This is a genomic window from Blastococcus sp. CCUG 61487 (assembly GCF_005222955.1).
In the GTDB taxonomy this organism is placed as follows: Bacteria; Actinomycetota; Actinomycetes; order Mycobacteriales; family Geodermatophilaceae; genus Blastococcus.
The window spans coordinates 1-25,003 of the sequence record NZ_LWUA01000254.1; the positions used below are offsets into that span (position 1 = coordinate 1).

Genomic DNA, 25,003 nt, shown 5'->3' on the forward strand with positions numbered 1-25,003 from the left:
ACGCCCGGGGACTTGACCGCCAGGGCATTCCGTGCATACGATAGCTCCCTATCACTTCCGCTTTCTTGCACGGTGCCCTCATGAGAGCCGTGACGCACTGACCGGCTCTGGGGGCTGCGGTGTCGACATTGCTGTACAGGGTGGGGCGGGCGACGTATCGGCACCCGTTCCGTGTGGTCGCGGTGTGGGTGGTGCTGCTGGTCGCGCTCGTCGGCGCACTGGCCCTCAATCCCCCCAAGCTGAGCACGGAGTTCCGCATCGACGGGACACCGGCCCAGGAGGTGATCGACGAACTGGCCCGGGAACTCCCGGAAGTGAGCGGCGGTCAGGGTTCGCTGGTGTTCCAGGCGTCGTCCGGCGAGCGTCTCGACTCGGACCGGCTCGCCCCGGTGGTCGCCGAGGCCGTTCAGGGCGTCTACGGGATCGATCCGGTCGTGGATCCGGCCGAACTGACCGGAGCCCGAGAGCCAGGGGGCCCGCCCGCAGCCGGTTCCCCGGGCGACGTACCGCAGCCTCCCGGCGCGGCGGCTGTCGCGCCGGGGGCATTGGTCGTGGACGGCCGGCCGATCCCGGGCGTGATGGTGTCCGAGGACGGCCGCGTCGCGCTGTTCCAGTTCCAGTTCGAGGACCAGCTGTTCGAGCTCCCCCAGGGCACCGTGGCCGACACCGTCGCAGCGGCGGAGGCACCGGCGGAAGAAGCGGGGGTGGCCGTGCTTCCGGGCGCCACCCTGCAGGAGATCCCCGAGATCATCGGCATCGGGGAGATCGTCGGCCTCGCCGTGGCGGCCCTGGTCCTCGTCGTCACGCTCGGCTCCGTGGTTGCCGCCGGGCTGCCGCTGCTCACCGCCCTGGCCGGGGTCGGCGCGGGCATCGGCGGCGCCTTCGCGCTGGCCCACCTGTTCGAACTGAACTCCTTGTCCGTGGTCCTGGCGCTGATGCTGGGGCTCGCCGTAGGCATCGACTACGCCCTGTTCATCGTCAACCGGCAGCGGTGGCTCATCCTGACCCGCGGTCTGGACGCAGGAGAAGCCGCGGCCCGAGCCGTGGGCACCGCCGGAAGCGCCGTGTTCTTCGCCGGAACGACTGTCGTCATCGCGCTCACCGGGCTGTTGGTCGTGGGTATCGAACTGCTGACGGTGATGGCGCTCATCGCCGCCGCGACAGTCGCCATCGCCGTCGTGGTCGCCCTGACCCTGCTTCCGGCCCTGCTCGGCCTGGTCAGGGAACGCATCTGCTCACCTCGCGCCCGGGCACACCAGGCCCGGCCCGGCGACCGCTCCCGGAGCCCGGCGCGTCGCTGGGTCGGGCTCGTCGTGCGACACCGCTGGGCGGCCGTCCTCCTGGTCACCGGGGTCACCGCGCTGCTCGCCCTGCCGCTGTCCAGCATGCGGCTCGGGATGCCCTCGGCCGAGAGCTACGGCAGCGGCAGCGCACAGCGCGAAGGTTATGACGTGGTCGCCGAGGGCTTCGGCGAAGGCTTCAACGGGCCGCTGACCGTGGCCGTGCGGACCGCCGAGCCGGGCGCACCGATCGAGCCGCCGACTCTGGAGCAACTGGCGGCAGACCTCGACGCGCTCGAGGGCGTCCAGACGACCATGCCCGCCGGCGCCAGCCAGGACGGCACCATCGCGGTTCTGCAGGTCGTTCCGACCACGGGTCCGACCGACGAGGCGACCGAGGACCTGGTCGCGGAGATCCGCGACCGCTCGACGCAGTACGCGGGCGACCTCGGGGTCACCCTCGGCGTCACCGGCCTGACAGCCATCGGCATCGACATGTCCGAGCGACTGTCCGAGGTGCTGCCCCTCTACCTGGCGGTCGTCCTCGGCCTGTCGCTGATCGTGCTGCTCCTGGTGTTCCGGTCCGTCCTCGTCCCGATCAAGGCGACAGTCGGGTTCCTGCTCAGCATCCTGGCGACGTTCGGGGCGACGACGGCCGTCTTCCAGTGGGGCTGGCTCAACCAGGTGTTCGGGCTCGACAGCACCACCGTGGTGATGAGCGTGATCCCGATCATCGCGACCGGCGTGCTCTACGGGCTGGCGATGGACTACCAGATCTTCCTGGTCTCCTCGATCCGCGAGTCCCACGTCCACGGAAGTCACGGAGCCGACAGCGTCACCGACGGGTTCACCCAGGCGAGCCGCGTGGTGGTCGCTGCGGCGATCATCATGACTGCGGTCTTCGCCGGCTTCATCTTCAACGCCGACCCGACGGTCAAGCAGGTCGGCTTCGCGCTCGCCGTCGGCATCCTGATCGATGCGTTCCTGATCCGGCTCACCCTGGTCCCGGCGGTCATGGCCATGTTCGGCGACCGGGCCTGGTGGCTGCCCGCATGGCTCGACCGGCTCCTCCCCGACCTCGACGTCGAAGGTGAGAAGCTCCTCCAGCGGCTCGACGAAGAGCGCGGGGAGGTTCCCGCCGCCACGGATCAGCCTGGTCGGGAGCCGGCGTCGATCCCCGCGGGGGGAGGATCCCGATGACCCTCGCGCGGTGGGGACGACGGTTGATCACCGGATCCGCCGTAGCGTCGGCGACCCTCCCTTGGCTCGCCGACTGGAACCACGGCCACACCTTCGGTCCCGAGTACGGTCCGCACGCCCGGTGGCACGGGACCTCCGAGGTCCTCGGTGCGACGGCGGAGGGAGTCCTCGCCCTCTGGCTGCTCCGTGCCGCCGGCGACGAGCATCGGCCCGACGAGCGTCTGCTCGTCGCCGCCGCACTGCTGCCCATCGTCCGCTGGGCGCCGTTCAACCTCACGCTGCTGGTGCCCGGGACGTCCCCCTACGACCAGCACCGCATCCCGCAACGGGTCCTGGGCATGCCGGCCGCCCTGCTCAGCCAGGACCTCATCGCGGCCACCGCCGCCGCCGGGCTGCTTCTACGCCGCCTCGCCCGCCGGCGCCCGTAGGGCCGCGGGCGGCCGGCCGTCCGGCCGCTCGGCGAGCGCTCTGCAGGTTCAGCCGGCAGCAGGGTCCCCGTCGTGGAGGTGGTGGGAGAAGAAGCCGAGGATCCGCCGCCAGGCGTCCTCCGCGGATGGATGGTGGTAGCCGAAGCCGGCCACCCGCTCGAGGACGGCGAGTGGCCCGGCGTTGTGCCGGTTCATGAAGGAGTGGCCGGCCTGTGGGTACTCCTTGACGTCGTGGTCGACCGCGAGGCCGGTCAAGGCCTCGTCCAATCGCTCGGCCGCACCGGGCAGGGTCCTGTCGCGACCCCCGTAGCTGGCCACCACGGGGCACGCGCCCTGCAGCACGCGCTCGAGGTCCGATGGGATCTGCCCGTAGTTCGGGGCCGAGGCGTCGAAGCCGCGGGTGGCTGCGAGCAGGGCGAAGCCGCCCCCCATGCAGAAGCCGAGGATTCCCACGCTCCCAGTGCAGTCGGAGCGCCCCGTGAGCCAGGAACGGGCAGCCGCCAGATCGTCGAAGGCCGGACCTTCTCCACGGGCCAGCGTCCGGAACGTCGAGCGAAGGCAGCGGACAGCTCCCCCGGCGCTGAACAGGTCCGGCGCCAGGGCCAGGTAGCCGCCGGCCGCCAGGCGGTCGGCCTGCTGCCGGGTGTCGTCGGTGAGTCCGAAGGCCTCGTGCACCACCACGACGCCGGGCCACGGGCCCGTGCCGACCGGCGGTACGGCGAGATAGGCCTTCAACTGCGAGGCGCTCGCGGCCCCGCCGATCGTCGTCTCGGGCATCACGGCCTCCGGGGTCAAGTACCAGTCGATGAGCTGTGGGGCAGGCCCGGCGTCACATGGACGCCCGCAGTTCCTCGGCGGCCGCCTCCAGGAACTCCACGGCCTCCTCCTCCAGGCCGGGCAACCGGTCGGCCACCTCCGCCACGGCAGCGACCCGGTCCGGCAGCGGGGTGTCGACTCTGGCAGACCGGCCCAGCCGGCTCCAGCCTTCGGCGCACCTGTCGTAGGCGAGGCCCGCCTGTTCGCTCGCCGCGCTCCCCGTCCGCCTGGCCACGTCATGGCAGCACTCGGCCTGCAGCCGACGGAACAGCCCACCCCCGGTGCCCGCCTTCTCGATGAACACGGGGAGGGCAGCCAGCGCGGACTCCAGGGTCACGTCGTCGAGGACCTGCGGCCAGCGGGCCAGGTCGTCGGCGAATCGGCGGATGCCGGCCAGCCCGGCTGCACTGATCGAGCCCGGCGGCAGGTCAGGGCGGTTCGCCAGCCCGGAACCCCCGCTGCGCATCCCGGCCCCCGCGGCGGCGAACGCGTCCGCAGCGGTGGAGCGCAGGTCCGGAAGCCGCTCCGGCCACTCCACGGCGAACGTCGCGTGCCGTGTGGGCGCCGGGAACCCCGTCGAGCGGCGCGCCCGGGCCAGCGCCGCGTAGGGCACCTCCTGGACGTCCTCGCGGTCGTTGTCGACGACGTAGGCGATCTCCCGCTCGTCGTCGTAGCCGACGATGACGACATCGTGCCGGCTCATCTGCAGCCGGACGCGGAGGTAAGGGAGCTCGGCGATGTCAGCCCACACCATGACGGGCCGGCCGGCGACCAGCTCGTCGCGGACCCACTGCCACCCCAGCGCCTCATCATCGGTACGCCGCAGGTCCACGCCGGCTCCGAGGCGACCGAGCAGGTCCACCTCCATGTCTCCTCCCCTGCCGACGAGGTAGACCGGCGGGGTCAGGCCCGGCACCCGCATGTACGAGAAGTGCAGTGCACCACCGAGGCCGAACACCAGGCCTTCCGCGGCCGCCTCCCCTCCCCAGGCAAGGCCGGCCCACTCCAGCAGATCCCGCAGGGCTCCGGATCCGCAGTGCCCGGCCATGCGGTGGGGGTAACCCTCCAGCAGCCGTCCCCCGGTCACGGTGCCACCCTCACCACGTCGCCGCCGCCACGAGCGAAGTGCTCCCGGCCGACGACGACGAAGACGGCGTTCGCTTCGACGACGAGCGCGCCCCCCTCGTCGGTGCCCTGCGCCCGGACGAACAGCTTCCTGCCCTCCCGGCGCTGTAGTCCGGCCTCGAGCAGATACGGGGTTCCGAGCAGCACCGGCGCCCGGTAACCGACCTCGAGATGGCGGGTGACAGCGGGCTCCCCGATCCGGTAGAGGAGGAAGCCGAACAGGTCGTCCAGCACCGTGGCGACCGCGCCACCGTGCGCGATGCCCGGCGCGCCGACATGCCGCTCGTCGAAGGCGTGCTCGGCGCGGACCGCGTCCCCTTCTCGCCAGACCTGCAGGTGGTGGCCGTGTGGGTTCTCCGGGCCACAGCCGAGGCAGCGTGGATGGTGCGGGGGCAGGTCTCGGGCATGGTCGTGCCCGGCGAACCCCCGCGCCCAGTCGCCGACCACCGAATTCACGTCGTCCACCACCACTGCCTCCTGTCGGACCCGTCTGATTGAGATTTCACGCGTGCACACTCCGGCCCGTGCGTCCCGGCGAGCCGGATGGGGGCAACTTCGGCGTCGCCGACCGGCGTGCTCAGCGGTGTACCGCCGCTTCTCCTCCGCCGTGCTGCTGCCGCAACACCGTCTTCAGCACCTTGCCGGTGGCGTTGCGCGGGAGCTCGGCGACGAACTCGACCCGCGTGGGGCACTTGAAGTGTGCGAGCCGTTCGCGGGCGTACGCGATCAGTTCCTCGGCCGTCGTCGCGGCGCCGTCCTGGAGCGCGACGACGGCCACCGGTGTCTCCCCCCAGCGGTCGTGGGGGACGCCGACGACAGCCACCTCGCGGACGGAATCATGCCGGTAGAGCACCTGCTCGGCCTCGATGGGGTACACGTTCTCGCCACCGGTGATGATCATGTCCTTCTTGCGGTCGACGAGCGTCATGAAGCCCTCGGGGTCCATGCGCCCGAGGTCGCCGGTGTGGAACCACCCACCGCGGAATGCCTCGGCCGTGGCCTCCGGTAGACCCCAGTAGCCGGCGAACACGTTGGGTCCGCGCAGCACGAGCTCTCCGACCTCCCCGGTGCGGACGTCCCTGTCGGCGTCATCGACGATGCGCGCCCGGACGTGGAACATCGGCCGGCCGATGGAACCCGCCTTCTCCTTGACGTGGTCGGCGTCCAGCACTGACACACCGGGCGCTGTCTCGGTCATCCCGAAGCCCTCCTGGAAGGGCAGTCCCTTCCCCTGGAAGAAGTCGATGACCGGCAGCGGGCACGGCGCTCCCCCGGACACTGCCAGCTCCAGCGACGACAGGTCGAAGTCGTCCAAACCGGGCACCGACATGAGCGCCGCCCACATCGCCGGGACCATGAACTGCACGGTGGTCCGCTCCCGGGACATGGCCTCCACGGTCCGGAGCGGATCGAACGACGGCAGCAGGACGTTGGTCCCGCCGACGTAGAGCAGCGGCAGCGTGTGGACACCCAGGCCACCGATGTGGAACATCGGCGCCACTGTCACCGTGACGTCGCTCTCGCGAAGCCCTCGGCCGAAGGAGAGACTGTTCACGACGTTCCACAGGTGGTTGTCGTGGGTCAGCATCGCCCCCTTGGGACGTCCCGTGGTCCCGGACGTGTACATCAGACAGGACAGGTCCCGACGGTCGACGTCGGTATCCACGGGCCGGGGATCGCCGCTGCTCAGCACCTGCTCGTAGTCGAGCTCCCCGTCCTCGGGCTCTCCGCCGACGACCAGGCGGGACCGGACCCGCACCCCGTCCGCGGTGACTGCTGCGCGCGCCACTGGCGCGAGGGGCGCCGAGTACACGAAGGTGTCCGACCCAGAGTCGACCAGGAGGTAGGCGACCTCCGCCGGCCCGAGCCGCACGTTCATGGGCACGAACACAGCCCCCAGCTTCGCGGTGGCCAGCATGGTCTCGAGGAACGCTGTGCTGTTGAGCAGGAGCCCGGCGACCCGGTCCCCTTGGCGGACCCCGAGCGCACGCAGCGCTCGGGCCAGCTGATCGATGTTCCTGTCCAGCTCGGCATAGGTGAGGCGCCGGTTTCCGTCCACCAGTGCGAGCCGGTCCCCGGACAGGAACGCCCTCGTGGCGACCCAGCCACCGATTCCCTCGTCCATGCGCCACCCTCTTCGTCGGGACAACAGTCCGTGACCCAGGTCACGGCAGCTTGGTCCAAACTTGACGGTGTCGTCAAGATGGAGCCCGCGGCCATCGGCGGAAGGGACGGAGCATGACCTCGGCAGGACCTGCGTCACCTCCGGCCACGGCGCGTGGCCGCCGCACCCGATCCGCACTGCTGACGGCCGGACGGCAGCTGTTCGAGGAGTGCGGGTTCTCCGCCGTGGGGATCGATGACATCGCCTTACGCGCGGGGGTCTCCCACGGCACGTTCTACACGTGGTTCGACTCCAAGGAGACGTTGCTCCGCGAGATCGTCAGCGAGGTCGCCGCAGAGGTCTTCTCGGCGACCTCGATCGGTACCCGCCTGCCGGCCAAAGCTGCGTACGCGCGCATCGAGGCCGCCAACCGGTCCTTCCTGCGTGCTGTCACCCGGCACTCCCGCATCCTCCGAGTGCTGGACTCGCTGGCGGACACCCAGGAGGACTTCCGACAGCTCCGCTCGGAGATGCGTGAGTCGTTCGTCCAGCGTGGGATGGAGGGCCTGATCCGGCTGCAGGAGCTGGGCCTGGCCGACCCGCTGCTGCCACCGCGGGCGACGGCCAGCGCGCTGGGCGCGATGGTGGAGTCCTTCGCCCACGTGTGGCAGGACCCGGTGGAAGAACTCGACGAAGCCGCCGCCGTCGACGTCCTCACCCGGTTGTGGGCGGGGGCGATAGGTCTGGCGCCGCCGGCCCGACCCGCCGGTGAAGGCACCGCCGAGAGCCCCGGCGCGGGCTGACCCTGCTGGGACCGCCGAGGGACCGCGCGGGGCGGCCCGGCCGGTCAGTGCTGCACCCAATGCCACGGCGTCTCGCGGCTGCGCCGCACCCGACCCCTGCTCTCCAGGAGAACCAGGTGCGCCAGGGTCTCGGCAACAGCCGCTCTGCGCATGAAACCCGAGATCTGCTGCCATGGCCGCGACCAGCTCAGCGCGGCGGTCAGCTCCCAGGTCGTGGGCGCCGTCGTCACAGCAGCGTGGATCTCCTGCAGTCGGGCGTCGTGGTGGCCCACCAGCGCCGACACGCGCGCCGCCAGACCGGCGAAGCGGTACTCGTGCCCGGGCAGCACCTCGTCCAGGTGGGAGTCCAGCGCCCCGACACGCGCCACGGAATCGATGAAGTCGGCCAGCGGGTTGCCGCCCGACTGCGCGTGCACCCCGATGTTGGGTGTGATGCGGGGCAGGACGTGGTCGCCGGAGAAGAGGAGGCGACGACGGTGCTCGTGGAAGCACAGGTGCCCGGGCGAATGGCCGGGAGTGTGCACGGCACGCAGATCCCATCCAGGCAAGGGCAGCCGGTCACCGTCGCGGATGAGGCGGTCCGGTTCGGCCTGGCGGACGTAGTCGGCGATCTGCAGCGAGGCCCCGGACAGGACCCGGAGCTCGTCCTCGGGCACTCCGCAGTTCCGCAGCAGTGCGACCATGCCCTCCAGCAGGTCGGTGATGCCGGCCCCGTACCGGGCCGGCAGCAGCGCAGCGTCGTCGGGATGCAGCCCCACCCAGGCCCCTGACGCCTCACGGACCCGGCCCGCCAGGCCGTAGTGATCGGGATGGATGTGCGTCACCATGACGCCGCGGACGTCGGCGACCACGTACCCCGCCGTCGCCAGGCCCTGGGTGAGGGCTTGCCAGGCGTCGTCGGTGTCCCACCCGGCGTCGATCAGTGCCACCCCGTCATCGAGCTCGAGGGCGTAGACGAGGACGTAGCGCAGGGGGCTGTCGGGAATGGGCACCGGGATCGACCACAGCCCCTGCTGGACCCGCTCCACCGGCGGCAGTACGTTTTCGACCCACGCCCGTTGCTGCTTGACGCCGGTGACCCACAACGGGCCGGCGGACCCCGCGGTCACAGACCCATCCGCTTGCTGATGACCTCGTTCATGATCTCGTTCGCCCCGCCGCCGATGCCGAGTATCCGGGCGTCCCGGTAGTGCCGTTCGACCTCCGACTCCCGCATGTATCCCATGCCGCCGAAGATCTGCACCGCCTCGTCAACCACGAAGTCACAGGCGTAGACGGCGGTGTTCTTCGCCATCGACACCTCGGTGACGACGTCCTCCCCGGCCAGGTAGCGCTGCGCCACAGCTCGCGTGTAGGTGCGGGCGACGTCGACCTGACGCGCCATCTCGGCGAGCTTGTGCCGGATCACCTGTCGAGAGGAGAGCGGCCGCCCGAAGGTCTCCCGGTCCCGCGCCCACCCGAGGGCCAGGTCCAGGGCGCGGGCCGCGGTGGCGTAGGCCTGGACTGCCAGGCCGATCCGCTCGCTCTGGAACTGCTGCATGATCTGCACGAAGCCGGAGTTCTCTGTGCCCACCAGCTGCGCGGCCGGCACGCGGACGTCGGTGAAGGCCAGCTCGGCTGTGTCGCTGCACCGCCAGCCCATCTTGTCCAGCCGCCGGGAGACGCTGAACCCGGGCGTGTTCGTGTCGATGACGAGCAGCGAGACACCGCCGTGACCCGGTCCGCCGGTGCGCACAGCGGTGGTCACGAAGTCGGCGCGGACCCCGCTGGTGATGAAGGTCTTGGCTCCGTTGACCACGTACTCGTCGCCTTCGCGCACGGCCCGGGTGCGCAGATTTGCGACATCCGAGCCCCCGCCGGGCTCGGTCACCGCGAGCGAACCGATCAGCTCCCCGGCCAGCGTGGGTCGGACGTAGCGGTCGACCAGCTCGGCGCTGCCGTGGGCGGCGATGTGCGGCACGGCGATGCCGTGGGTGAACAGCGAGGCACAGACACCTGTGGACCCACCCCCGTGCAGGATCTCCTCGGTCATGACCGCCGAGTCGATCGCGTTGCCGCCGCTGCCGCCCACCTCTTCGGCGAACCCGACGCCGAGCAGGCCCGCGCCGGCCGCCTTACGGTGCAGATCGCGCGGCAGCTCGCCATCCCGTTCCCACTCGGCCATGTTCGGAGCGATCTCCCGGGCCACGAAGTCGCGGGCGAGCCGGCGGAGGGCCACCCGCTCGGGCGTGCTCCATGGGTCGGGGGCGTGCGCGGTGACGTCGGTAGGGCTCATGACTGCTCTCCTCCGGTCGGTCCTCCCGCAGCTGGTACACAGGCGGCCGCGTGCATGTCGAGCAGGGCCGCGATGCACCCTCCGCGCCTCGAACGACGTGAGCCACTACGACACCTCAAGCAGGTCGTAGGGACGGCCACGGAGGACTTGACGTCACCGTCAGGTTAGTCGTCCGTGGATGTGGCGCACAACACCCGCATCGTTCGCGCCGGCCATTCCGACAGCGGACTCGCAGCGCCGAGAGGCTCCGGTTGCGCTGGCTGCAGCGGTGGCGGATGTCGGCTCCACTACGCGCGATCCACCACGTCCTGCGGGAGCGGGAGTACCGCCAGATCGCCCACCAGTGCGGTAGGGAGAACGCATGACGCACAGATTGCTCGTCCAGTACGGCCGTCCGACGGACCCTTCTGCGTTCGACCAGCACTACCGCGACGTCCACGTCCCGCTCGCACGGAAGATCCCCGGCGTGGTGCGCTTCGACATCGGCCACGCCAACGCTCTGGACGGCGACACCGCGCCGTACCTGGTTGCCGTGCTCGACTTCGCCTCCGCCGAGGCGTTCGCTTCCGGCATGGGGTCCCCCGAGGGCACGGCCGCCGCCGGCGACGTGCCGAACTTCGCCACCGGCGGCGCGAGCATGAGCCACTACGACATAGAGGACTTCACTCCCTGAGCTGCCGGGTGCCGTCCTCCGGTGCGACGGGGGACGGCACCCGCGTCGGTCCAGGGGACTGCGCTCCCTCGACCGATTTCCCATTGCCGGCGGGCGCGGGAGGCGGCGGCGGCTCTACCGTCGCACCGGTGGGGGGGCTCCGGTGCCGGGTCCCGGGGGCGAGCGGGGCCGCGACGCGGGCCCCTGCTCGTCGCCACCGCCTCCGGCACGGTGCTGAACCCGCTCAATTCCTCGCTGATCGCCGTCGCCCTGATCCAGCTGGCGGAGGACTTCGAGCTGTTGTTCGCCTGCGTCTCCTGGATGATCTCGCTGTTCCACCTGACCAGCGCGGTGGCCCAGCCGGTCTCCGGCCGGCTCGGAGACGTGTTCGGGCCACGCCGACTGTTCCTCGCGGGGCTCGCGCTGGTCGGCCTGGCCAGCCCGCGGCGCCGCTCTCCCCCGAACTTCGCCACGCTCCTGGCCATCCGGGCGGTCCAGGCGCTGGGCAGCTCCGCGATCTACCCCCTCCGGCATGGCGATCATCCGCCGGCTGGTCGTGGAGGGCCGGGCCCGCGCGCTGGCCGTCGATCAGCCCGGCGTTGGGGCGGTCGTGCAGGTCGCGGGTCGCCGTCCACGGTGACCGGGCCGTCGGCGAGGGCGGCCACCGGGGGGAGGAACCGCAGCACCGTGCCGGCCAGCCCGGCGTCGACCGTGACCGGACCGCTGAGCGTTCCGGGTGCGACCAGCCAGTCGCTGCCGTCGACGTCGTCGATGCCGACTCAGAGTGCGCCCAGGCCTGCGGCCATGAGGTCGGTGTCGCGCGCCCTGAGGGGGTGCACGAGCCGACTGGGGCCGTCCGCCAGCGCGGCGAGCACGAGTGCCCGGGCGGTCAGCGACTTCGACCCGGGCAGGGACACGACGGCGTCGACCGGAGCAGGGTGGTGCGGCGCGGGCCAGACGTCTCTCACGAGGTCAGTCTGCCCGCCCGCGCCGCACCTCCCCGCACGTGCTCAGCCGGCCTGCGGCTTCTCGGTCTTCTTGACCGGGACCGTGCGGAGCAGCCGCCGGTTGGCGAACTCGAACATGGCCAGCTCGGAGAGCTCGCGGCCGTAGCCGGACCGCTTGACGCCACCGAAGGGCAGCTCCGGGGAGGAGCCGGTGGGCTGGTTGATCCAGACCATGCCTGCCTCCAGCCGCTCGGCCACCGACCGCGCCTCCTCGGGGTTGCTGCCCATGACGGTTGCACCCAGGCCGAAGTCGCTGTCGTTGGCCAGCGCGACCGCCTCGTCGGCGTTCTTCACCTTGTAGACGACGGCCGCGGGACCGAAGAGCTCCTCGCGGTAGGCCCGCATGTCGGGAGTGACGTCGGTGAGGATCGTCGCCGACACGAACGCGCCGGCGTGATCGGGGCGCTGGCCGCCCGCGACGACGGTGGCGCCCTTGTCGATGGCGTCCTGGATCTGCGCCTGCAGGTCCGCGGCCGCCTTCTCGCTCGACAGTGGCGCGAGCGACGTCGCCGGGTCGGCCGGGTCGCCGGGGGCGAAGATGCCGAATGCCTGCTTCAGGCCCTCGACGAAGGGCTCGTAGGCGTCCTCGGTGACGATCAGCCGCTTGGAGGCGGTGCAGGCCTGCCCGGTGTTACCCATGCGCCCGGCGGTGGCCGCCTTGACGGTCGCCTCCAGGTTCTCACCGTCGAGGACGATGAACGGGTCGCTGCCGCCGAGCTCCAGCACGGACTTCTTGAGGTGCTTGCCGGCCAGGGCGGCGACCGACGAGCCGGCCCGCTCGCTGCCGGTCAGCGTCACGCCCTGGATGCGGGGGTCGGCGATGACCTGCTCGACGTCCTCGATCTTGAGGAAGGTGTTGATGAGCGCGCCCTCGGGGGCGCCGGCGTCACGGAACAGCTGCTCGATCGCCGCGGCGCACTGCGGGGTGATCTCCGAGTGCTTGAGGATGACGGTGTTGCCCAGCACCAGGTTCGGGCCGGCGACGCGGACGACCTGGTAGAAGGGGAAGTTCCACGGCTCGATGGCCAGGAGCACGCCGACGGGGCGCGTCTCGATGACGGCCTCTCCGCCGCCCATCATCGGCTCGATCGAGGTCGGCTCGAGGAACTTCGGGCCGTTGCCGGCGTAGTACTTCAGGATCATCGAGCAGAGGAAGAGCTCGCCGACGGCCTCGTCCCGGCGCTTGCCCATCTCCTTGGTGATGAGGGCGGCGAAGTCCATGATCCGCTCGTCGAGCAGCTCGGCGGCCTTCTGGACAACGGCCGCGCGCTCCTCGACCGAGCGGTCGCGCCACTCCAGGTACGCGGTGTGCGCCTGGCCGATGATGCCGTCGATCTCCGACGTCTCGGTGAAGGGGTACTCCTTCTCCGTCTCGCCGGTGAACGGGTTGACGGTCGCGTAGCGCCGCTCGGCGCTGTCGCTGGCGGTGGTGGGGGCGTTCTGCGTAGCGGTCACGCGGTGATCCTCGTCTCTGGGGGGCTTGTTCCGCCTAGGCCTACCCCACGAGTGCCCGGCTGTCACGGGGCGGCCCGCTGTCAGCGGGCGCACCTACAGGGCGAGAGGTCAGCCGAACCTGTGCCAGGAGGCGCCCATGTGCGGTTGCTACGCCGCCAGCCGCAAACCCGAGGACCTGGCGCTGGAGTTCGAGGCCGTACCGGCCGGCGGGCAGTCCCCGGTGCCGGCCGACTACAACGTCGCCCCGACCAAGGACGTGCACGTCGTCCGCTGGAAGAAGGAGCGCGACGCCGAGGGCGCGCTGACCCGCGGCGTGCACCGCGAGCTCCGGGCGGTGCGCTGGGGCCTGGTGCCCTCGTGGAGCTGTCGAACGCGGCGACGGCGGGGCTGCTCGCGGTGATCGGCGTGAGCGTCGGATCCACCAACCTGGGGCTGCAGACGGCGTTGTACGACACGGTCCCGCCTGACGAGGTCGGGGCGGCAGCCGGCCTCTTCCAGACCTCGCGCTACCTCGGGGACCATCCTCTCGGCCAGCCTGCTGGGACTGCTGTTCGGCGACCAGATCGACACCGGGAACCTGCACCGACTGGCCTGGTGCCTGTTCGCCGTCAGCGCGCTCGTCCTGGTCCTGCACCTGCGTCTCCCGGGACGGCCACCCGCTGCGTCCTCGACCTGATCGCCCGTCCGTCATCGCCCGGCGAGGGCCCCGGCGTCATGGCAGGGTTCTGGGGGACGCGGAACCCGGCGGTGGAGGATCGGATGCCCGATCAGGCGATCGAGAGCCAAGCGCGGGAGACCGATGTCAGCGGCGTGCGGGTGCTGCTGACCGGCGGCACCAGCGGGCTGGGGCTGGGCATGGTGCGGGCTCTGGTGGCCGATGGGGCCTCAGTGGTCCTGACCGGCCGGGACGCCGACCGCGCGCGCCGGGTCGCCGAGCAGGAGACTGCCGCCGGGCCCGGATCGGCGACCGGAATTGCGATGGACGTGCGGGACGAGGCCTCCGTCGCCGATGGCGTGGCGGCGGCGCGCGCTGCCCTGGGTGGCATCGACGTCCTGGTGAACAACGCCGGCATCGGCATGCGGACTGTCAATCCGCGGTTCCTGACCGAGCCGCGACGGTTCTACGAGGTCGCCCCGGCGGGCTTCGCCGACCTCATTGCCACCAACGTCACCGGCTACTTCCTGGTGGCCCGCGCGGTCGTACCCGACATGGTCGCGGCGGGACACGGCACCGTGGTCAACGTCAGCATCAACGAGGAGACGATGCGTCGCCGAGGGTTCGTGCCCTACGGCCCGTCCAGGGCCGCCACCGACGCGATGTCCCGCGTCATGGCCGCCGACCTTGCCGGCACGGGCGTCCACGTCCACCTGCTGCTGCCCGGTGGCGCCACGGTCACCGGCATGATCCCCGACGACCTGCCGGATGAGGCCCGGGGCGGCCTGCTGGAGCCTGCGGTGATGGGCCCGGCCATCCGGTGGTTGTGCTCTCCAGCGGCGAGAGAGCACAACGATCTCCGCGTCGTGGCCCGGGAATTCGTCCCGCCGGTGGACACGTCCCCCGCGTGACCGACCCGCGGTTCGTCGCACCCACGGCTCGAGCGCCGGGCAGCCGGCCCCCCCGTGGCGGGTCGGCTGCCCGGACCCCTCAGCCGCGCAGCAGCTCGCCGAACCGGGCGCTGCTCTCGTCGATCGCGCTCTGCGCTGCCGGCGAGATGGCGCCCATGTCGAAGAACCCGTGGATCATGCCGCCGTAGCGACGGACGTCCGCGGCGACGCCCGCGGCACGCAGCGCCTCGCCGTAGGCCTCGCCCTCGTCCCGGAGCGGGTCGAACTCCGCCGTCACGACGACCGCAGGAGGCAGCCCCGACAGGTCGGCGCCGTGCAGCGGCGACAGTCGGGCGTCCTTGGCGTCGTCCCAGGCGCCTGCGTAGTGGCCGTAGAACCAGTCCATGGTGTCCTTCTCGAGGAAGTAGCCCTTGGCGTTCTCCACGCGGGAGGGGTACTCCCCCTCCGCGTCCACGGCCGGGTAGATCAGGAACTGGCCGGCCAGCGGCGTCCCGTCGGCGTGCAGTACCTGCGCCACGACCGCGGCGAGGTTGCCGCCGGCGCTGTCCCCGGCGAGGCCCAGCCGCTGGTCCCCGCCGAACTCGTCGAGGTGCCCGGCGATCCAGCGGGCGGAGGCCACCGCGTCGTCCGCTGCGGCCGGGAACGGGTGCTCCGGGGCCAGCCGGTAGTCCACGGCCACCACGACGGCGTTGCTGCCCTTGCAGACGTTGCGCGCCATGTTGTCGTGGGTGTCGAGATCGCCGATGACCCAGCCTCCGCCGTGGAAGAAGATCACCGTGGGGAAAGGGCCCTCGCCTTCCGGGCGGTAGACGCGCGCCTCGAGGTCACCCTCGGCACCGGGCACCGTCCGGTCCTCACTGCTCCCGACCTGGACGACGTGTTCGGGCGCCCGGGAGCCGTGGGTGAGCGCGAGGTACTGGGCGCGCCCGGCCTCGGCGCTCCCCTCGTACATGGGCGGCATGCCTGCCTGGTCGATCATGCTGAGGACGGCGGCGATGTGCGGGTCAACCGGCACAGGGTTCTCCTTGTGGGGGACGGCTGGGGACGTGCGGGAAGGGACTCCGGAAGCGGTGCGGCGCGACGGCCGGTCAGCCGTACACCAGCGAGCTGTCGTCGAGGTCGAGCGCAGGCAACGAGTCGCGCTCCTCGGCGTACTCGCGCAGGTGGACCCAGGGCTCCTGGTCCCCCTGCTTGAACATCAGGTGCATGGTGCGCATGACGTAGCCGGCGTTGAAGTTCTCCGGGTCGCCCCAGGGCCGCAGCTGCATACCGTCGTCCTCCCGGCGCAGCGTGGGGACGACGGTCGCCACACCCCGCTCCTCCATGTGAGCGAGCAACCGGCAGACGAACTCGCTGACCAGGTCGGCACGCAGGGTCCAGCTGGCGCGGAAGTACCCGAACACGTAGGCCATGTTGGGAACGCCGCTGATCATCATGCCGCGCCACGTGACCCGCTCGGTGAAGTCGACCGGCTCTCCGTCGACTGTGAAGGCAACTCCCCCGAACAGGCTCAGGTCGAATCCGGTGGCGGTGACGACGACGTCGGCCTCGATCTCCTCACCCGAGGACGTGCGGATCCCGGTCGCGGTGAACGTCTCGATGGTGTCGGTGACCACCGATGCCTTGCCCTCCCGGATGGCGGTGAACAGGTCGCCGTCCGGGAGTAGGGCGAGCCGCTGCTGCCACGGCCGGTAGGTGGGGTTGAAGTGCTTGTCGATGTCGAAGCCTTCGGGTAGCAGCGGACGCATCGATTCGATGATGAAGGCCCGCAGTTCGTCGGGCGCCTCCTTGGACATCCGGGTGATCTCGTCCCCCTCGGCGATGTACGCGCGCCGGAGGATCTCGTGGGTCCACTCGTCAGGGACGTCCAGGGCGCGGAGTGTGTTCGCCAGCTCGTGGGTCCTGGGGCGGGCGAAGAAGAACGTCGGCGAGCGCTGCAGCATCGTCACGTGCGCCGCCTCCTGCGCCATGGCCGGCACGAGGGTGGCCGCGGTGGCTCCGGATCCGATGACGACGACGCGCTTGCCGGCGTAGTCGAGGTCCGCGGGCCACTGCTGCGGGTGCACGACATGACCGCGGAACCGGTCCAGCCCCTCCCACTGCGGCTGGTGGGGCCGGGAGTGGTCGTAGTAGCCCTGGCACATCCAGAGGAAGTCGGTGGTGAACCGCAGCGACTCGCCGGTGTCCTCACGGGTCACCTGCACAGTCCAGCGCTTCTCCTCCGAGGACCAGCTGGCCGCGCTCACCCGGTGCCGGTAGCGGATCCGGTCGCCCAGGTCGTTCTCCTGGATGACCTCGTCCAGGTAGGACAGGATCTCGTCCGAGGTGGCGATCGACGCCCCCCGCCAGGGCTTGAACTTGTACCCGAAGGTGAACAGGTCGCTGTCGGACCGGACGCCGGGGTAGCGGTGGGTCCACCAGGTGCCGCCTCGGGCGTCCAGCGCGTCGAGGATGACGAAGCTCTTGTCCGGGAACTGCTGCTTCAGGTGATAGGCGGCGCCGATCCCGGAGATCCCCGCCCCGACCACGAGCACGTCGACGTGCTGGGTCTCCGCCGCGGTGCCGGTTGCTGCTTCTGCCGTCAAGGTCATGCTTCATTGCCCATCTGCCTGGTGATGTCGGTCACGACGGAAGCTAGCCGTGCGAGGCGGAGGTGAGCCATGCCACAATCGGCCGTGAGTTGAGTATTCCGGCCAACCCCCAACACCCCTTCGACGCGCCCGTCCGCGGCACGGGCAGCGTGGCACTTCTGTGTGGGCTGGCCGTGGAGCACGGCCTCCCCCGCCGTGACGTGCTGGCCGGCGGGGGGATACCGGAAGAAGCCCTCGAGGACCCGGCTGCCGAGATCACCGGCGAGCAGGAGATGCGTGCAATCGCTGCCATCGCCGGCTCGCTGCCCGAGGACGCAGGCCTGACCGCCGGAGCGCGATACCGGCTGGCGAGCTACGGCATCTGGGGCTTCGCCCTGCTCTCGAGCCGCACCCTCCGCGAGGGGACCGAGGTCGCGATGCGATTCGTGGACCTCACGTACGCGCTGACGCGCGTCAGCGCCCGGGAGGACGACGGCGAGGTCCGGCTGTTCTTCGACGACCTGGACGTCCCGGAACACGTCCGGCGCTTCGTCCTGCTCCGCGACAGCTCGGCGGCCCTGCAGCTGTGGCGGGAGACACTGGGGCGCCCTGTCGTGCCGCTGCGCGTGGCGCTGCGACTGCCGCAGCCCGCCGATCCGACGCCGTACGAGACCGCGTTCGGAGTGCCGCCGCGGTTCGGCGCCGCACGGTCGGTCCTGGTCTTCGACGCTGCCCTCCTCGACCAGCCGTTGCCGCAGGCAGCCCCCCTGACCGCCGCACTCTGCGAGGCCCAGTGCCGGGACCTCCTCCAGCGCCGCCACTCACGGCGAGGGACGAGCGGGCGGGTGCGTGACCTCCTGGTGCACACCGGGGGCCGGATCCTCGGACAGGAGGAGGTCGCCGCGGAGATGCACGTCAGCGTGCGGACCTTGCGCCGGATGCTCCGCGACGAGGCAACCACGTTCCGCGCGATCGTGGAGCAGACACGTGAACACCTGGCGGAGGAGTTGCTCGTGACCGCCGGTCTGAACGTCGAGCAGGTCGCTCGACGCCTCGGCTACACGGATGCCTCCACCTTCGTCCATGCCTTCCGGCGGTGGAAGGGAGTCAGCCCCGGCCGCTGGAGGGAGGGGGAAACCCGGCCGTCCACGAGCGGTGACACGTCCCGGCCTGCGGCCGGGCCGGAGTGACGGCGGCGCGGGCTGAGCTGCGCATCGAACCCCGGTGTCGCATCGGAGGGTCGAGAAGCGACGCGCCGGGCCCTCCAGGGCTGCACCGACCCCAGGACTGAGCCTTTCCCTGAGGCCGCTCAGTCAGAGGTCTTCGGCGGCCCTGTGCGGTCCCGCTCCGGCCGAACAGCCCGTGGCGGACAGCCGGCCCGCATCCAGGACTCCAGCTCGGCGAACCCCCGCGCCGCCTCCAGCGCGATCATGACCTGTCGGCGACACGGCCCCTGCCAGGTCGGGGGCCCGGCCGCCAGCCAGTTGGTCAGTACCGCCGGACGCCCTGCCCACGACGTGCCCATGGCCAGGCCGCCAGTCATGAGGCACCACAGCAGGAACCGCGCCACGGCCCGAAGCCACATCGCAGCGGCCTGGAGATACAGGGTGCCTCTGAGATAGCAGTCCACCGCGCACCCCACTCCGTAGGGGTCCAGCGCCGTCAGGGGGTGAGACAGCACCGCCGGTCGGCGCTTCTCCCGGCGTTGCACGCAGCAACCATCGTCGCCCCGTGGCGCCGCAATAGGAAGGGTTTCGGCCCCCGCTGTCCCACGCGACCGGGTGGGGTTGCGACCCGAATGACCCCTCGGGCCTCCGCGTTTCGGAGGTCGGCGGAGGCGGTCGTGTCGCGGCCGCCGCGGGCGTACAACGCTACGGCCGGGCCTTCGGTGGTTGCGTGCCTGCCGTGCCGTGAGTGTCGGAATGAGGAGGGCGAGCGACGTCGTCGGTTCCGCGCCGGAGATCGGAGTCCGGAACGACCGCCGTCTCGAAGGCCTCGGCGAGGTCTTCACCGCTTGTCTGCTCCTGCGGGTGACGGCGCAGCGGGGTCTCCCGCAGGAACAGCAGAACGAGAAAACCGACCAAGGCGAACGGGACGGCGGCGAGGAAGGTGGTCTGCAGCGCATCGGCGAAGCCTGTGATGACCGCGGTGTACACCGGCTCGGGCAGCGCGCCGATCTCTTCAGGGCTGCCGAGCGTCGGAGCCCCTCCCCCGAGCCTGTCGGCCGGGACGCCGGCCTCGGCGAGCCGGGACGGGATGGTGTCGGCGAGGCGATGCGTGAGCAGGGCGCCGAACACGGCCACCCCCAGCGCGCCACCGAGCGAGCGGAAGAACGTGGCACCAGAGGTCGCGACGCCGAGATCTTTCCGCTCCACGGCGTTCTGGGTGGCAAGAACGAGGACCTGCATGACCAGCCCGATCCCGGCACCGGTGACGAACATGTACCCCCCGGCCACGACCAGCGAGGTGTCGGCGGCCAGCCGGCTCATGAGTCCCAGCCCGGCGGCGGCCAGCAGCAGGCCGACGACCGGGAACATCTTGTACCGGCCGGTGGCGGTGATGGCTCGCCCGGACCCGATCGAGGCGCCGAGCAGGCCCACCATCAAGGGGAGCGTGAGCAGCCCGGAGGCGGTCGGCGACTGCCCCTTGACGATCTGCAGATACTGCGGCAGGAAGACGATCGCCCCGAACATGGCGACGCCGACGACGAAGCCCGCCAGACTTGTGATGACGAACGTGTGGTTCGCGAACAGGTGCGGCGGCATGATCGGCTCGCGAGCGCGACGCTCCTGCCACACGGCGAGGGCCAGCAGGACGGCCGCCGCGGCGGCGAGCGCGTAGGTCCACGCGGAGTTCCAGGCGAACTCCTTGCCGCCCAGCGACAGCACCAGCAGCAGAGCGCTGACCGAGCCCACGATGAAGAACGCGCCCAGCCAGTCGATCGAGCGCTTGCTGCGCGGGAACGGCAGTCGCAGCACCCGCTCGGTGACCAGCAGGGCGGCCACGCCGATCGGGATGCCTACCCAGAAGGTCCATCGCCAGGACAGGTGCTCGACGAGGAACCCGCCGAGCAAGGGCCCCGCAACGGTGGCAATGCCGAACACCGATCCGATGTAGCCCTGGTAGCGACCACGCTCCCGCGGACTGACGATGTCGCCGAGGATCGCCTGCGACAACGCCATCAGCCCACCGGCGCCGATGCCCTGGACCGCGCGGAATGCAATCAACTGGGCCATGTCCTGGGCGAAGCCACAGGCGAGAGAGGCGAGCAGGAAGATCCCGATGGCGGACTGGAACATGATCTTCCGCCCGTAGAGGTCGGACAACTTGCCCCAGATCGGCGTGGATGCAGTCGAAGTCAGCAGCGTCGCCGACACCACCCAGGCGAGCTGTTCCTGCCCACCGAGCTCCCCCACGATGGTCGGCAACGCCGTCGCCACGATCGTCTGCGACAGCGCCGCGACGAGCATGCCCAGCATGAGGCCGACCAGCACTGTCACGATCTGCCGGTGCCCCAGCGGCGGCAGACCCTCGCCGCCGGCGGAGTCCGGAGGCGGGTTACGGGGAGCAGGAGAACTCACGCGCGCACGACCTCTTCCGCACGAGTCGTGTCGGCAGGCTGTCCGCCAGGCGCTGCGTCGCTGGCCAGGCCGTCGAGATCCGCGTTCAACCGTTCCAGCAGCGCCGCGAACATGTCCTGTTCGTCGGTCGGCCAGGAGCCGACCAGCTCGCGGACGGCATTCCGGCGGAGCTGGCGTGTCTCCGCGACTGCACTCTGCCCGGCGGACGTCAGTCGCAGCCGGCAGGCCCGTCCGTCGTCCGGATCCGCCTCCCGCGTGGTAAGCCCGGCCTGCTGCAGGGCGGCCACGTGCCGGCTCACCGTCGAGGCGTCGAGGTGCAGGCGGGCCGCCAACGCCCCGTTGCGCATGGGTCCCGCGTCGTTCAGGAGGCCGAGGATCGTGTACGCGCTCCGGTCCAGCAGCTGTACGGGCCCATCGGTATGAAGCCGGACGCGCTGTGCTCGGTGGACGAGGTGGGTCAGCGCCTGTTCAATGCGCTCCAGCGACTCGAGGGCAACCCCACCCTGATCCGGTTGCATGTCCCAACCATACTCGGCTGCTGTACGGCGTCCAGCCGCACAGAGCTGGTCCGCCGCAGCCTCCCCGGCCGCGATCAGGCATCGTCGTCGCCCACCGATCCCGGTGACGCCTGGGCGAGCCAGGACTCCAAGGCAGCAATACCCCGCACCGCCTCACGGTGCACGACCTGATCGTCGACTCCCGATGGAGGCAAGCTGTCGACGAGCTCGGTCGGCCCGAGGCGACGGCCGAGCAGGTGTCCGGCGGAGGCGTAGATGCCGTAGCAGGACAAGGCCGCAGCGCCCAGACATGATGCGGCTGCCGCCGTCCATGTGAACACGGACAGGGTCTCCTCCAGCAGACGCCAGAGTGCCGCGTCCATCGCTTCCCAGGCCGAGAACGAGACACCGCCCATGTCGCCGCCGATCAACCGATGGCGCCGCGGTCTCCGGGGTCACGGCGCCCAGACGGGAGACAGGCATCCTAATTGACTGAGGGGTCATGACGACCTGTCTCAGTCCCGGCTCGTGGAGGGCGCGGTGGTCCGCCACCCCCTCACATCTCTCGTCATGGACGGCGGACCCGAGGCGGACGCAGCTGGTGACCCCGCGAGTGGGCTGTTCCGCGGTCCGGCTCATCCGACGGAGAGCATGGCTCCCCGGCGGCGGACTGCCTTGCGGTAGCCGGCGAGCATCTGCTCGGTGATCTCGGTGAGCTCCTCGCGGAGCCAGTCCTCGGTGACGTCGGCCGGCGCGGCGAGCAGGGCGCCGGTGAGCGCCTGCAGGGTCGCGCCTCCCCAGACCGCGCCCAGATCGTCCGCCCCGTCCCCCAAGAGCATCGACTCCACCTTGCCCCGGAGCCGCGTCGTGAGCTCCAGGACGGCAGGCCGGGACATGGCGGCGGCGTCGCGGACGAGGTAGCCGGCCAGCCTGCGGTGCCGCAGCAGGTAGTCGACGTATCCCGCCACCTCGATGTCCCGGCTCCGTTGCCGACTCACTCTCGCGCCGTTGATCTCGACCAGTCGGATCAACTCGTCCAGCGCCGGCCTGACCAGTGCGAGGAGGAGCTCGTCCTTGGTCCGGAAGTGGTAGTAGACGGCAGCCTTGGTGATGCCGAGCCGGTCCGCGATCTCCTGCAACGAGGTGCCATCGAACCCGTGGGTGGCGAACAGGTCGAGGGCAGCCTCCAGCACGCGCTGCGCTCCAGGAGTGCGCGGAGCCGACGCCGGGCTGAGCGCTTCCGGCGTCGCGAGCGGTGGGCTGGTCACCACGTGAGAGTAGCCACCCGACCGCATCCTCATAGCCACGGCGGGACTAGCCGTCTGGCTAGTAGCCTCTAGCCGATCGGCTGGTCACTGCTGCCGAGAACCCCACCGCCCTCGACCCCCGGAGCCCGCTCGTGGCCGTCTTCCTCCACCGTCTCGGACGCTGGGCCTTCCACCGTCGCAAGACAGTCCTCATGGCCTGGGTGCTCGCGCTGGTCGCGCTCGGCGGCCTGGCCGGCGCTGTCGGCAAGGACGCCGACGCGCAGCTCTCCATCCCCGGCGTCGAGTCGGTCACCGCTCTGGAGACGCTGCAGGAGCGCTTCCCCGACGGTGCGGCGGGTGGCGCCGTCGCCCGCGTCGTCTTCCGAGCGCCCGAAGGTCGGACGGTCAGCGACCCGGAGATCAGCGCCGCCATCAAGGAGACGCTCGCCAGCGCGGCCGAGGCGGAGCAGGTGATCGAGGTCAGCGACCCCTTCCAGGATCGCGGCGTCTCCGGGGACCAGACCACCGCCTACGCCACCGTCGTCTACGAGGTGCAGCCCAACAACATCACCGATGAGGCGCGCGCCGACCTCCTCGACGTGGGGAACGGCGCGCGCGACGCGGGGCTCCAGGTGGAGTTCGGCGGCGAGGCCACACAGGCCGCGCCCGAGCAGGGCATCGCCGAGGCGATCGGTGTGGTCGTCGCCCTCGTCGTCCTGGCGGTCACCTTCGGCACGCTTCTCGCCGCCGGCCTGCCTCTGCTCTCTGCGCTCATCGGCGTGGCCACCGGCATAGCCGCGGTGCGGGCTCTCTCGGCCGTCGTCGACATGGACAGCACCACCCCGGTCCTCGGCCTGATGATCGGCCTGGCGGTGGGCATCGACTACGCGCTGTTCATCATCATCCGGCACAAGGAGCTGCTGGTGGCGGGCACGCCGGCCCGCGAGGCGGCCGGGCGCGCGGTCGGCACCGCCGGCAGCGCGGTGGTGTTCGCTGGGCTCACCGTCATGATCGCCCTGGCCGGGCTGACCGTCATCGGCATCCCTTTCCTGACCACGATGGGTCTGGTCGCGGCCGGCATGGTGGGCGTGGCGGTCCTGGTCGCGCTGACGCTGGTGCCGGCCATGCTGGGCTTCGCCGGCGACCGGTTCAGCCGCTGGCCGGTGCCGGGCCTGCGGCGCCGCCAGGCGGCACTGGCCACCACGGAGTCGCTGGGCACGCGCTGGGCGCGCTTCGTCACCCGCCGTCCCGTACCCGTCGTCCTCGCCGCCGTCGTGGGCCTCGGCGTCATCGCCCTGCCTGCCTTGGACCTGCGGTTGGGGTTGCCCACCGACGGCGATCTCTCCGAGGAGGCCACCCAGCGGCAGGCCTATGACCTGCTCGCGGAGGGCTTCGGGCCCGGCTTCAACGGTCCGCTCAACGTGGTCGTGGATGCCACGGACGCCGAGGCGCCCGACGCCGCCTTCGACGCCACCGCGGAGGCGATCGCCGCGCTCGACGGAGTTGCGACCACGGCACCGCCGCGGCCGAACCCCGCCGGCGACACCGCCGCGATCACTGTCATCCCGGACGAAGGGCCGTCCGCGGCCGCGACGGAGGACCTGGTCAGCGACATCCGCGACCTGCGTCCCGGCCTGACGGAGGAGACCGGCTCCGAACTGGCCGTCACCGGCAACACAGCGCTCGGGATCGACATCTCCGAGAAGCTGGCCGACGCGCTGCCGTTGTTCCTCGCCGTCGTCGTCGGCCTCGCCATGCTGCTCCTGATGGTGGCATTCCGCTCCATCCTGGTGCCGCTCAAGGCGACCCTGGGCTTCCTCCTGAGCGTGGCGGCCACCTTCGGCGCCCTGGTGGCTGTGTTCCAGTGGGGTTGGCTGGCCGACCTGCTCGGGGTCGCGTCGACAGGTCCGATCGTGAGCTTCCTGCCCATCCTGCTCATCGGCCTGCTGTTCGGCCTGGCGATGGACTACGAGGTCTTCCTGGTGAGCCGGATGAGGGAGGAACACGTGCATGGCGCCGAGCCGCGTGAGGCCGTCATCGGCGGGTTCCGTCACGGTGCCCGGGTCGTGACCGCGGCAGCGTTGATCATGGCGTCGGTGTTCGCGGGATTCGTCCTGGGTCCGGACGCCACCATCAAGAGCATCGGGTTCGCCCTCGCCTTCGGCGTGCTCGTCGACGCCTTCGTCGTCCGGATGGCAATCGTCCCGGCGGTCATGACGCTGCTCAGGCGCAGCGCCTGGTACCTGCCGCCCTGGCTGGACCGCGCGCTGCCGAACGTGGACATCGAAGGCTCCGCCCTCGAACGCCACACCCCGGTGCCGGACCGGGAGCTCGCCGACGTCCGAAGCTGAGGACACCTGCGGCACCAGGCGCGATGCTCAGCGTGCGGGCTGCCCC

At 71.1% G+C, this 25,003-nt stretch carries 22 protein-coding genes and 1 pseudogene; 9 read left to right on the top strand and 14 right to left on the bottom strand.

Going from position 1 to position 25,003, the window contains the following annotated elements:
• Positions 1–173: 173 nt before the first annotated feature.
• Together A6V29_RS15970 and A6V29_RS15975 are read left to right on the top strand one after the other, a co-directional pair.
• Positions 174–2,480, top strand: a complete 2,307-nt coding sequence (locus tag A6V29_RS15970) for an MMPL family transporter (RefSeq protein WP_212719481.1) — start codon at positions 174–176, stop codon at positions 2,478–2,480.
• A complete protein-coding gene (locus tag A6V29_RS15975) occupies positions 2,477–2,908 on the top strand; it encodes a hypothetical protein (protein WP_137161230.1) in 432 nt (143 codons plus the stop codon). Before A6V29_RS15970 ends, A6V29_RS15975 begins: the two co-directional genes overlap by 4 nt.
• 48 nt (positions 2,909–2,956) lie before the next feature.
• Here A6V29_RS15975 and A6V29_RS15980 read toward each other — a convergent pair whose 3' ends face one another.
• From A6V29_RS15980 to A6V29_RS15995, 4 genes are all read right to left on the bottom strand, one after another.
• A complete protein-coding gene (locus A6V29_RS15980) occupies positions 2,957–3,685 on the bottom strand; it encodes a dienelactone hydrolase family protein (RefSeq protein ID WP_051515988.1) in 729 nt (242 codons plus the stop codon).
• A 52-nt stretch (positions 3,686–3,737) separates the two neighbouring features.
• Positions 3,738–4,811: a BtrH N-terminal domain-containing protein gene (locus tag A6V29_RS15985; protein ID WP_224499410.1), complete on the bottom strand. Its 1,074-nt coding sequence runs from the start codon at positions 4,809–4,811 to the stop codon at positions 3,738–3,740.
• Positions 4,808–5,314 (bottom strand): PaaI family thioesterase, encoded by a 507-nt coding sequence (locus A6V29_RS15990; RefSeq protein ID WP_170977905.1) that lies wholly within the window; start codon positions 5,312–5,314, stop codon positions 4,808–4,810. Before A6V29_RS15990 ends, A6V29_RS15985 begins: the two co-directional genes overlap by 4 nt.
• 112 nt (positions 5,315–5,426) lie before the next feature.
• Positions 5,427–6,974 carry an acyl-CoA synthetase gene (locus tag A6V29_RS15995; protein ID WP_040339443.1) on the bottom strand — a complete coding sequence of 516 codons (1,548 nt, stop codon included), beginning with the start codon at positions 6,972–6,974 and terminating at the stop codon, positions 5,427–5,429.
• A gap of 113 nt (positions 6,975–7,087) precedes the next feature.
• On the opposite strand from A6V29_RS15995, the gene A6V29_RS16000 reads away from it, so the two are divergent.
• Positions 7,088–7,756 (top strand): TetR/AcrR family transcriptional regulator, encoded by a 669-nt coding sequence (locus A6V29_RS16000; protein WP_081788669.1) that lies wholly within the window; start codon positions 7,088–7,090, stop codon positions 7,754–7,756.
• Positions 7,757–7,800: 44 nt separating this feature from the next.
• On the opposite strand, the gene A6V29_RS16005 is transcribed toward A6V29_RS16000, so the two are convergent.
• Positions 7,801–8,865 (bottom strand): MBL fold metallo-hydrolase, encoded by a 1,065-nt coding sequence (locus tag A6V29_RS16005; RefSeq protein ID WP_200491631.1) that lies wholly within the window; start codon positions 8,863–8,865, stop codon positions 7,801–7,803.
• Entirely contained in the window at positions 8,862–10,031 is a 1,170-nt protein-coding gene (locus A6V29_RS16010) for an acyl-CoA dehydrogenase family protein (RefSeq protein WP_040339444.1), read from the bottom strand. Before A6V29_RS16010 ends, A6V29_RS16005 begins: the two co-directional genes overlap by 4 nt.
• A gap of 361 nt (positions 10,032–10,392) precedes the next feature.
• Here A6V29_RS16010 and A6V29_RS16015 point away from each other — a divergent pair, with 361 nt between their 5' ends.
• Together A6V29_RS16015 and A6V29_RS22225 are read left to right on the top strand one after the other, a co-directional pair.
• On the top strand, positions 10,393–10,704 hold the full coding sequence (locus A6V29_RS16015) for an EthD family reductase (protein WP_040339445.1): 312 nt from the start codon (positions 10,393–10,395) through the stop codon (positions 10,702–10,704).
• Positions 10,705–10,914: 210 nt separating this feature from the next.
• A pseudogene (locus A6V29_RS22225) lies at positions 10,915–11,151 on the top strand (MFS transporter); the annotation flags it as partial.
• A 311-nt stretch (positions 11,152–11,462) separates the two neighbouring features.
• On the opposite strand, the gene A6V29_RS21765 reads toward A6V29_RS22225, so the two are convergent.
• Entirely contained in the window at positions 11,463–11,651 is a 189-nt protein-coding gene (locus tag A6V29_RS21765; RefSeq protein WP_040339447.1) for a carboxyvinyltransferase, read from the bottom strand.
• Between the two features lie 42 nt (positions 11,652–11,693).
• Positions 11,694–13,145 (bottom strand): NAD-dependent succinate-semialdehyde dehydrogenase, encoded by a 1,452-nt coding sequence (locus A6V29_RS16030; RefSeq protein WP_137161231.1) that lies wholly within the window; start codon positions 13,143–13,145, stop codon positions 11,694–11,696.
• Positions 13,146–13,281: 136 nt separating this feature from the next.
• Between A6V29_RS16030 and A6V29_RS16035 the strand changes: the two genes are divergently transcribed.
• Positions 13,282–13,545 (top strand): SOS response-associated peptidase family protein, encoded by a 264-nt coding sequence (locus A6V29_RS16035; protein WP_040339449.1) that lies wholly within the window; start codon positions 13,282–13,284, stop codon positions 13,543–13,545.
• Between the two features lie 359 nt (positions 13,546–13,904).
• Positions 13,905–14,711, top strand: a complete 807-nt coding sequence (locus tag A6V29_RS16040; RefSeq protein WP_051515990.1) for an SDR family oxidoreductase — start codon at positions 13,905–13,907, stop codon at positions 14,709–14,711.
• Positions 14,712–14,790: 79 nt separating this feature from the next.
• Here the strand turns inward: A6V29_RS16040 and lipP1 are convergent, their stop codons facing one another.
• Positions 14,791–15,726: a LipP1 family hormone-sensitive lipase gene (gene lipP1, locus A6V29_RS16045; RefSeq protein ID WP_137161232.1), complete on the bottom strand. Its 936-nt coding sequence runs from the start codon at positions 15,724–15,726 to the stop codon at positions 14,791–14,793.
• 73 nt (positions 15,727–15,799) lie between these two features.
• Positions 15,800–17,302: a flavin-containing monooxygenase gene (locus A6V29_RS16050; RefSeq protein ID WP_040339451.1), complete on the bottom strand. Its 1,503-nt coding sequence runs from the start codon at positions 17,300–17,302 to the stop codon at positions 15,800–15,802.
• Between the two features lie 149 nt (positions 17,303–17,451).
• On the opposite strand from A6V29_RS16050, the gene A6V29_RS16055 reads away from it, so the two are divergent.
• Positions 17,452–18,471, top strand: a complete 1,020-nt coding sequence (locus A6V29_RS16055; protein WP_166518254.1) for an AraC family transcriptional regulator — start codon at positions 17,452–17,454, stop codon at positions 18,469–18,471.
• A gap of 681 nt (positions 18,472–19,152) precedes the next feature.
• Here A6V29_RS16055 and A6V29_RS16060 read toward each other — a convergent pair.
• The 4 genes from A6V29_RS16060 to A6V29_RS16075 all read right to left on the bottom strand — a co-directional run bounded on the left by A6V29_RS16060 (position 19,153) and on the right by A6V29_RS16075 (position 22,627).
• Positions 19,153–20,862, bottom strand: coding sequence for an MDR family MFS transporter (locus A6V29_RS16060; protein ID WP_051515992.1), 1,710 nt, complete (start codon positions 20,860–20,862; stop codon positions 19,153–19,155).
• On the bottom strand, positions 20,859–21,380 hold the full coding sequence (locus A6V29_RS16065; RefSeq protein WP_051515993.1) for a MarR family winged helix-turn-helix transcriptional regulator: 522 nt from the start codon (positions 21,378–21,380) through the stop codon (positions 20,859–20,861). Before A6V29_RS16065 ends, A6V29_RS16060 begins: the two co-directional genes overlap by 4 nt.
• Before the next feature lie 74 nt (positions 21,381–21,454).
• Entirely contained in the window at positions 21,455–21,790 is a 336-nt protein-coding gene (locus A6V29_RS16070; protein ID WP_137161233.1) for a hypothetical protein, read from the bottom strand.
• A 204-nt stretch (positions 21,791–21,994) separates the two neighbouring features.
• Positions 21,995–22,627, bottom strand: coding sequence for a TetR/AcrR family transcriptional regulator (locus tag A6V29_RS16075; RefSeq protein ID WP_170977906.1), 633 nt, complete (start codon positions 22,625–22,627; stop codon positions 21,995–21,997).
• A gap of 131 nt (positions 22,628–22,758) precedes the next feature.
• On the opposite strand from A6V29_RS16075, the gene A6V29_RS16080 reads away from it, so the two are divergent.
• A complete protein-coding gene (locus A6V29_RS16080; protein ID WP_137161235.1) occupies positions 22,759–24,957 on the top strand; it encodes an MMPL family transporter in 2,199 nt (732 codons plus the stop codon).
• Positions 24,958–25,003: the final 46 nt, after the last annotated feature.

Excerpts from the sequence above, each read along its gene's own strand:
- A6V29_RS16000 (WP_081788669.1), top strand. The coding sequence starts at position 7,088 with ATGACCTCGGCAGGACCTGCGTCACCTCCGGCCACGGCGCGTGGCCGC.
- A6V29_RS16065 (WP_051515993.1), bottom strand. The coding sequence starts at position 21,380 with ATGCAACCGGATCAGGGTGGGGTTGCCCTCGAGTCGCTGGAGCGCATT.
- A6V29_RS16050 (WP_040339451.1), bottom strand. The coding sequence starts at position 17,302 with ATGACCTTGACGGCAGAAGCAGCAACCGGCACCGCGGCGGAGACCCAG.
- A6V29_RS15975 (WP_137161230.1), top strand. The coding sequence starts at position 2,477 with ATGACCCTCGCGCGGTGGGGACGACGGTTGATCACCGGATCCGCCGTA.
- A6V29_RS15980 (WP_051515988.1), bottom strand. The coding sequence starts at position 3,685 with ATGCCCGAGACGACGATCGGCGGGGCCGCGAGCGCCTCGCAGTTGAAG.
- A6V29_RS16035 (WP_040339449.1), top strand. The coding sequence starts at position 13,282 with ATGTGCGGTTGCTACGCCGCCAGCCGCAAACCCGAGGACCTGGCGCTG.
- A6V29_RS16010 (WP_040339444.1), bottom strand. The coding sequence starts at position 10,031 with ATGAGCCCTACCGACGTCACCGCGCACGCCCCCGACCCATGGAGCACG.
- A6V29_RS15995 (WP_040339443.1), bottom strand. The coding sequence starts at position 6,974 with ATGGACGAGGGAATCGGTGGCTGGGTCGCCACGAGGGCGTTCCTGTCC.
- A6V29_RS16040 (WP_051515990.1), top strand. The coding sequence starts at position 13,905 with ATGCCCGATCAGGCGATCGAGAGCCAAGCGCGGGAGACCGATGTCAGC.
- A6V29_RS16015 (WP_040339445.1), top strand. The coding sequence starts at position 10,393 with ATGACGCACAGATTGCTCGTCCAGTACGGCCGTCCGACGGACCCTTCT.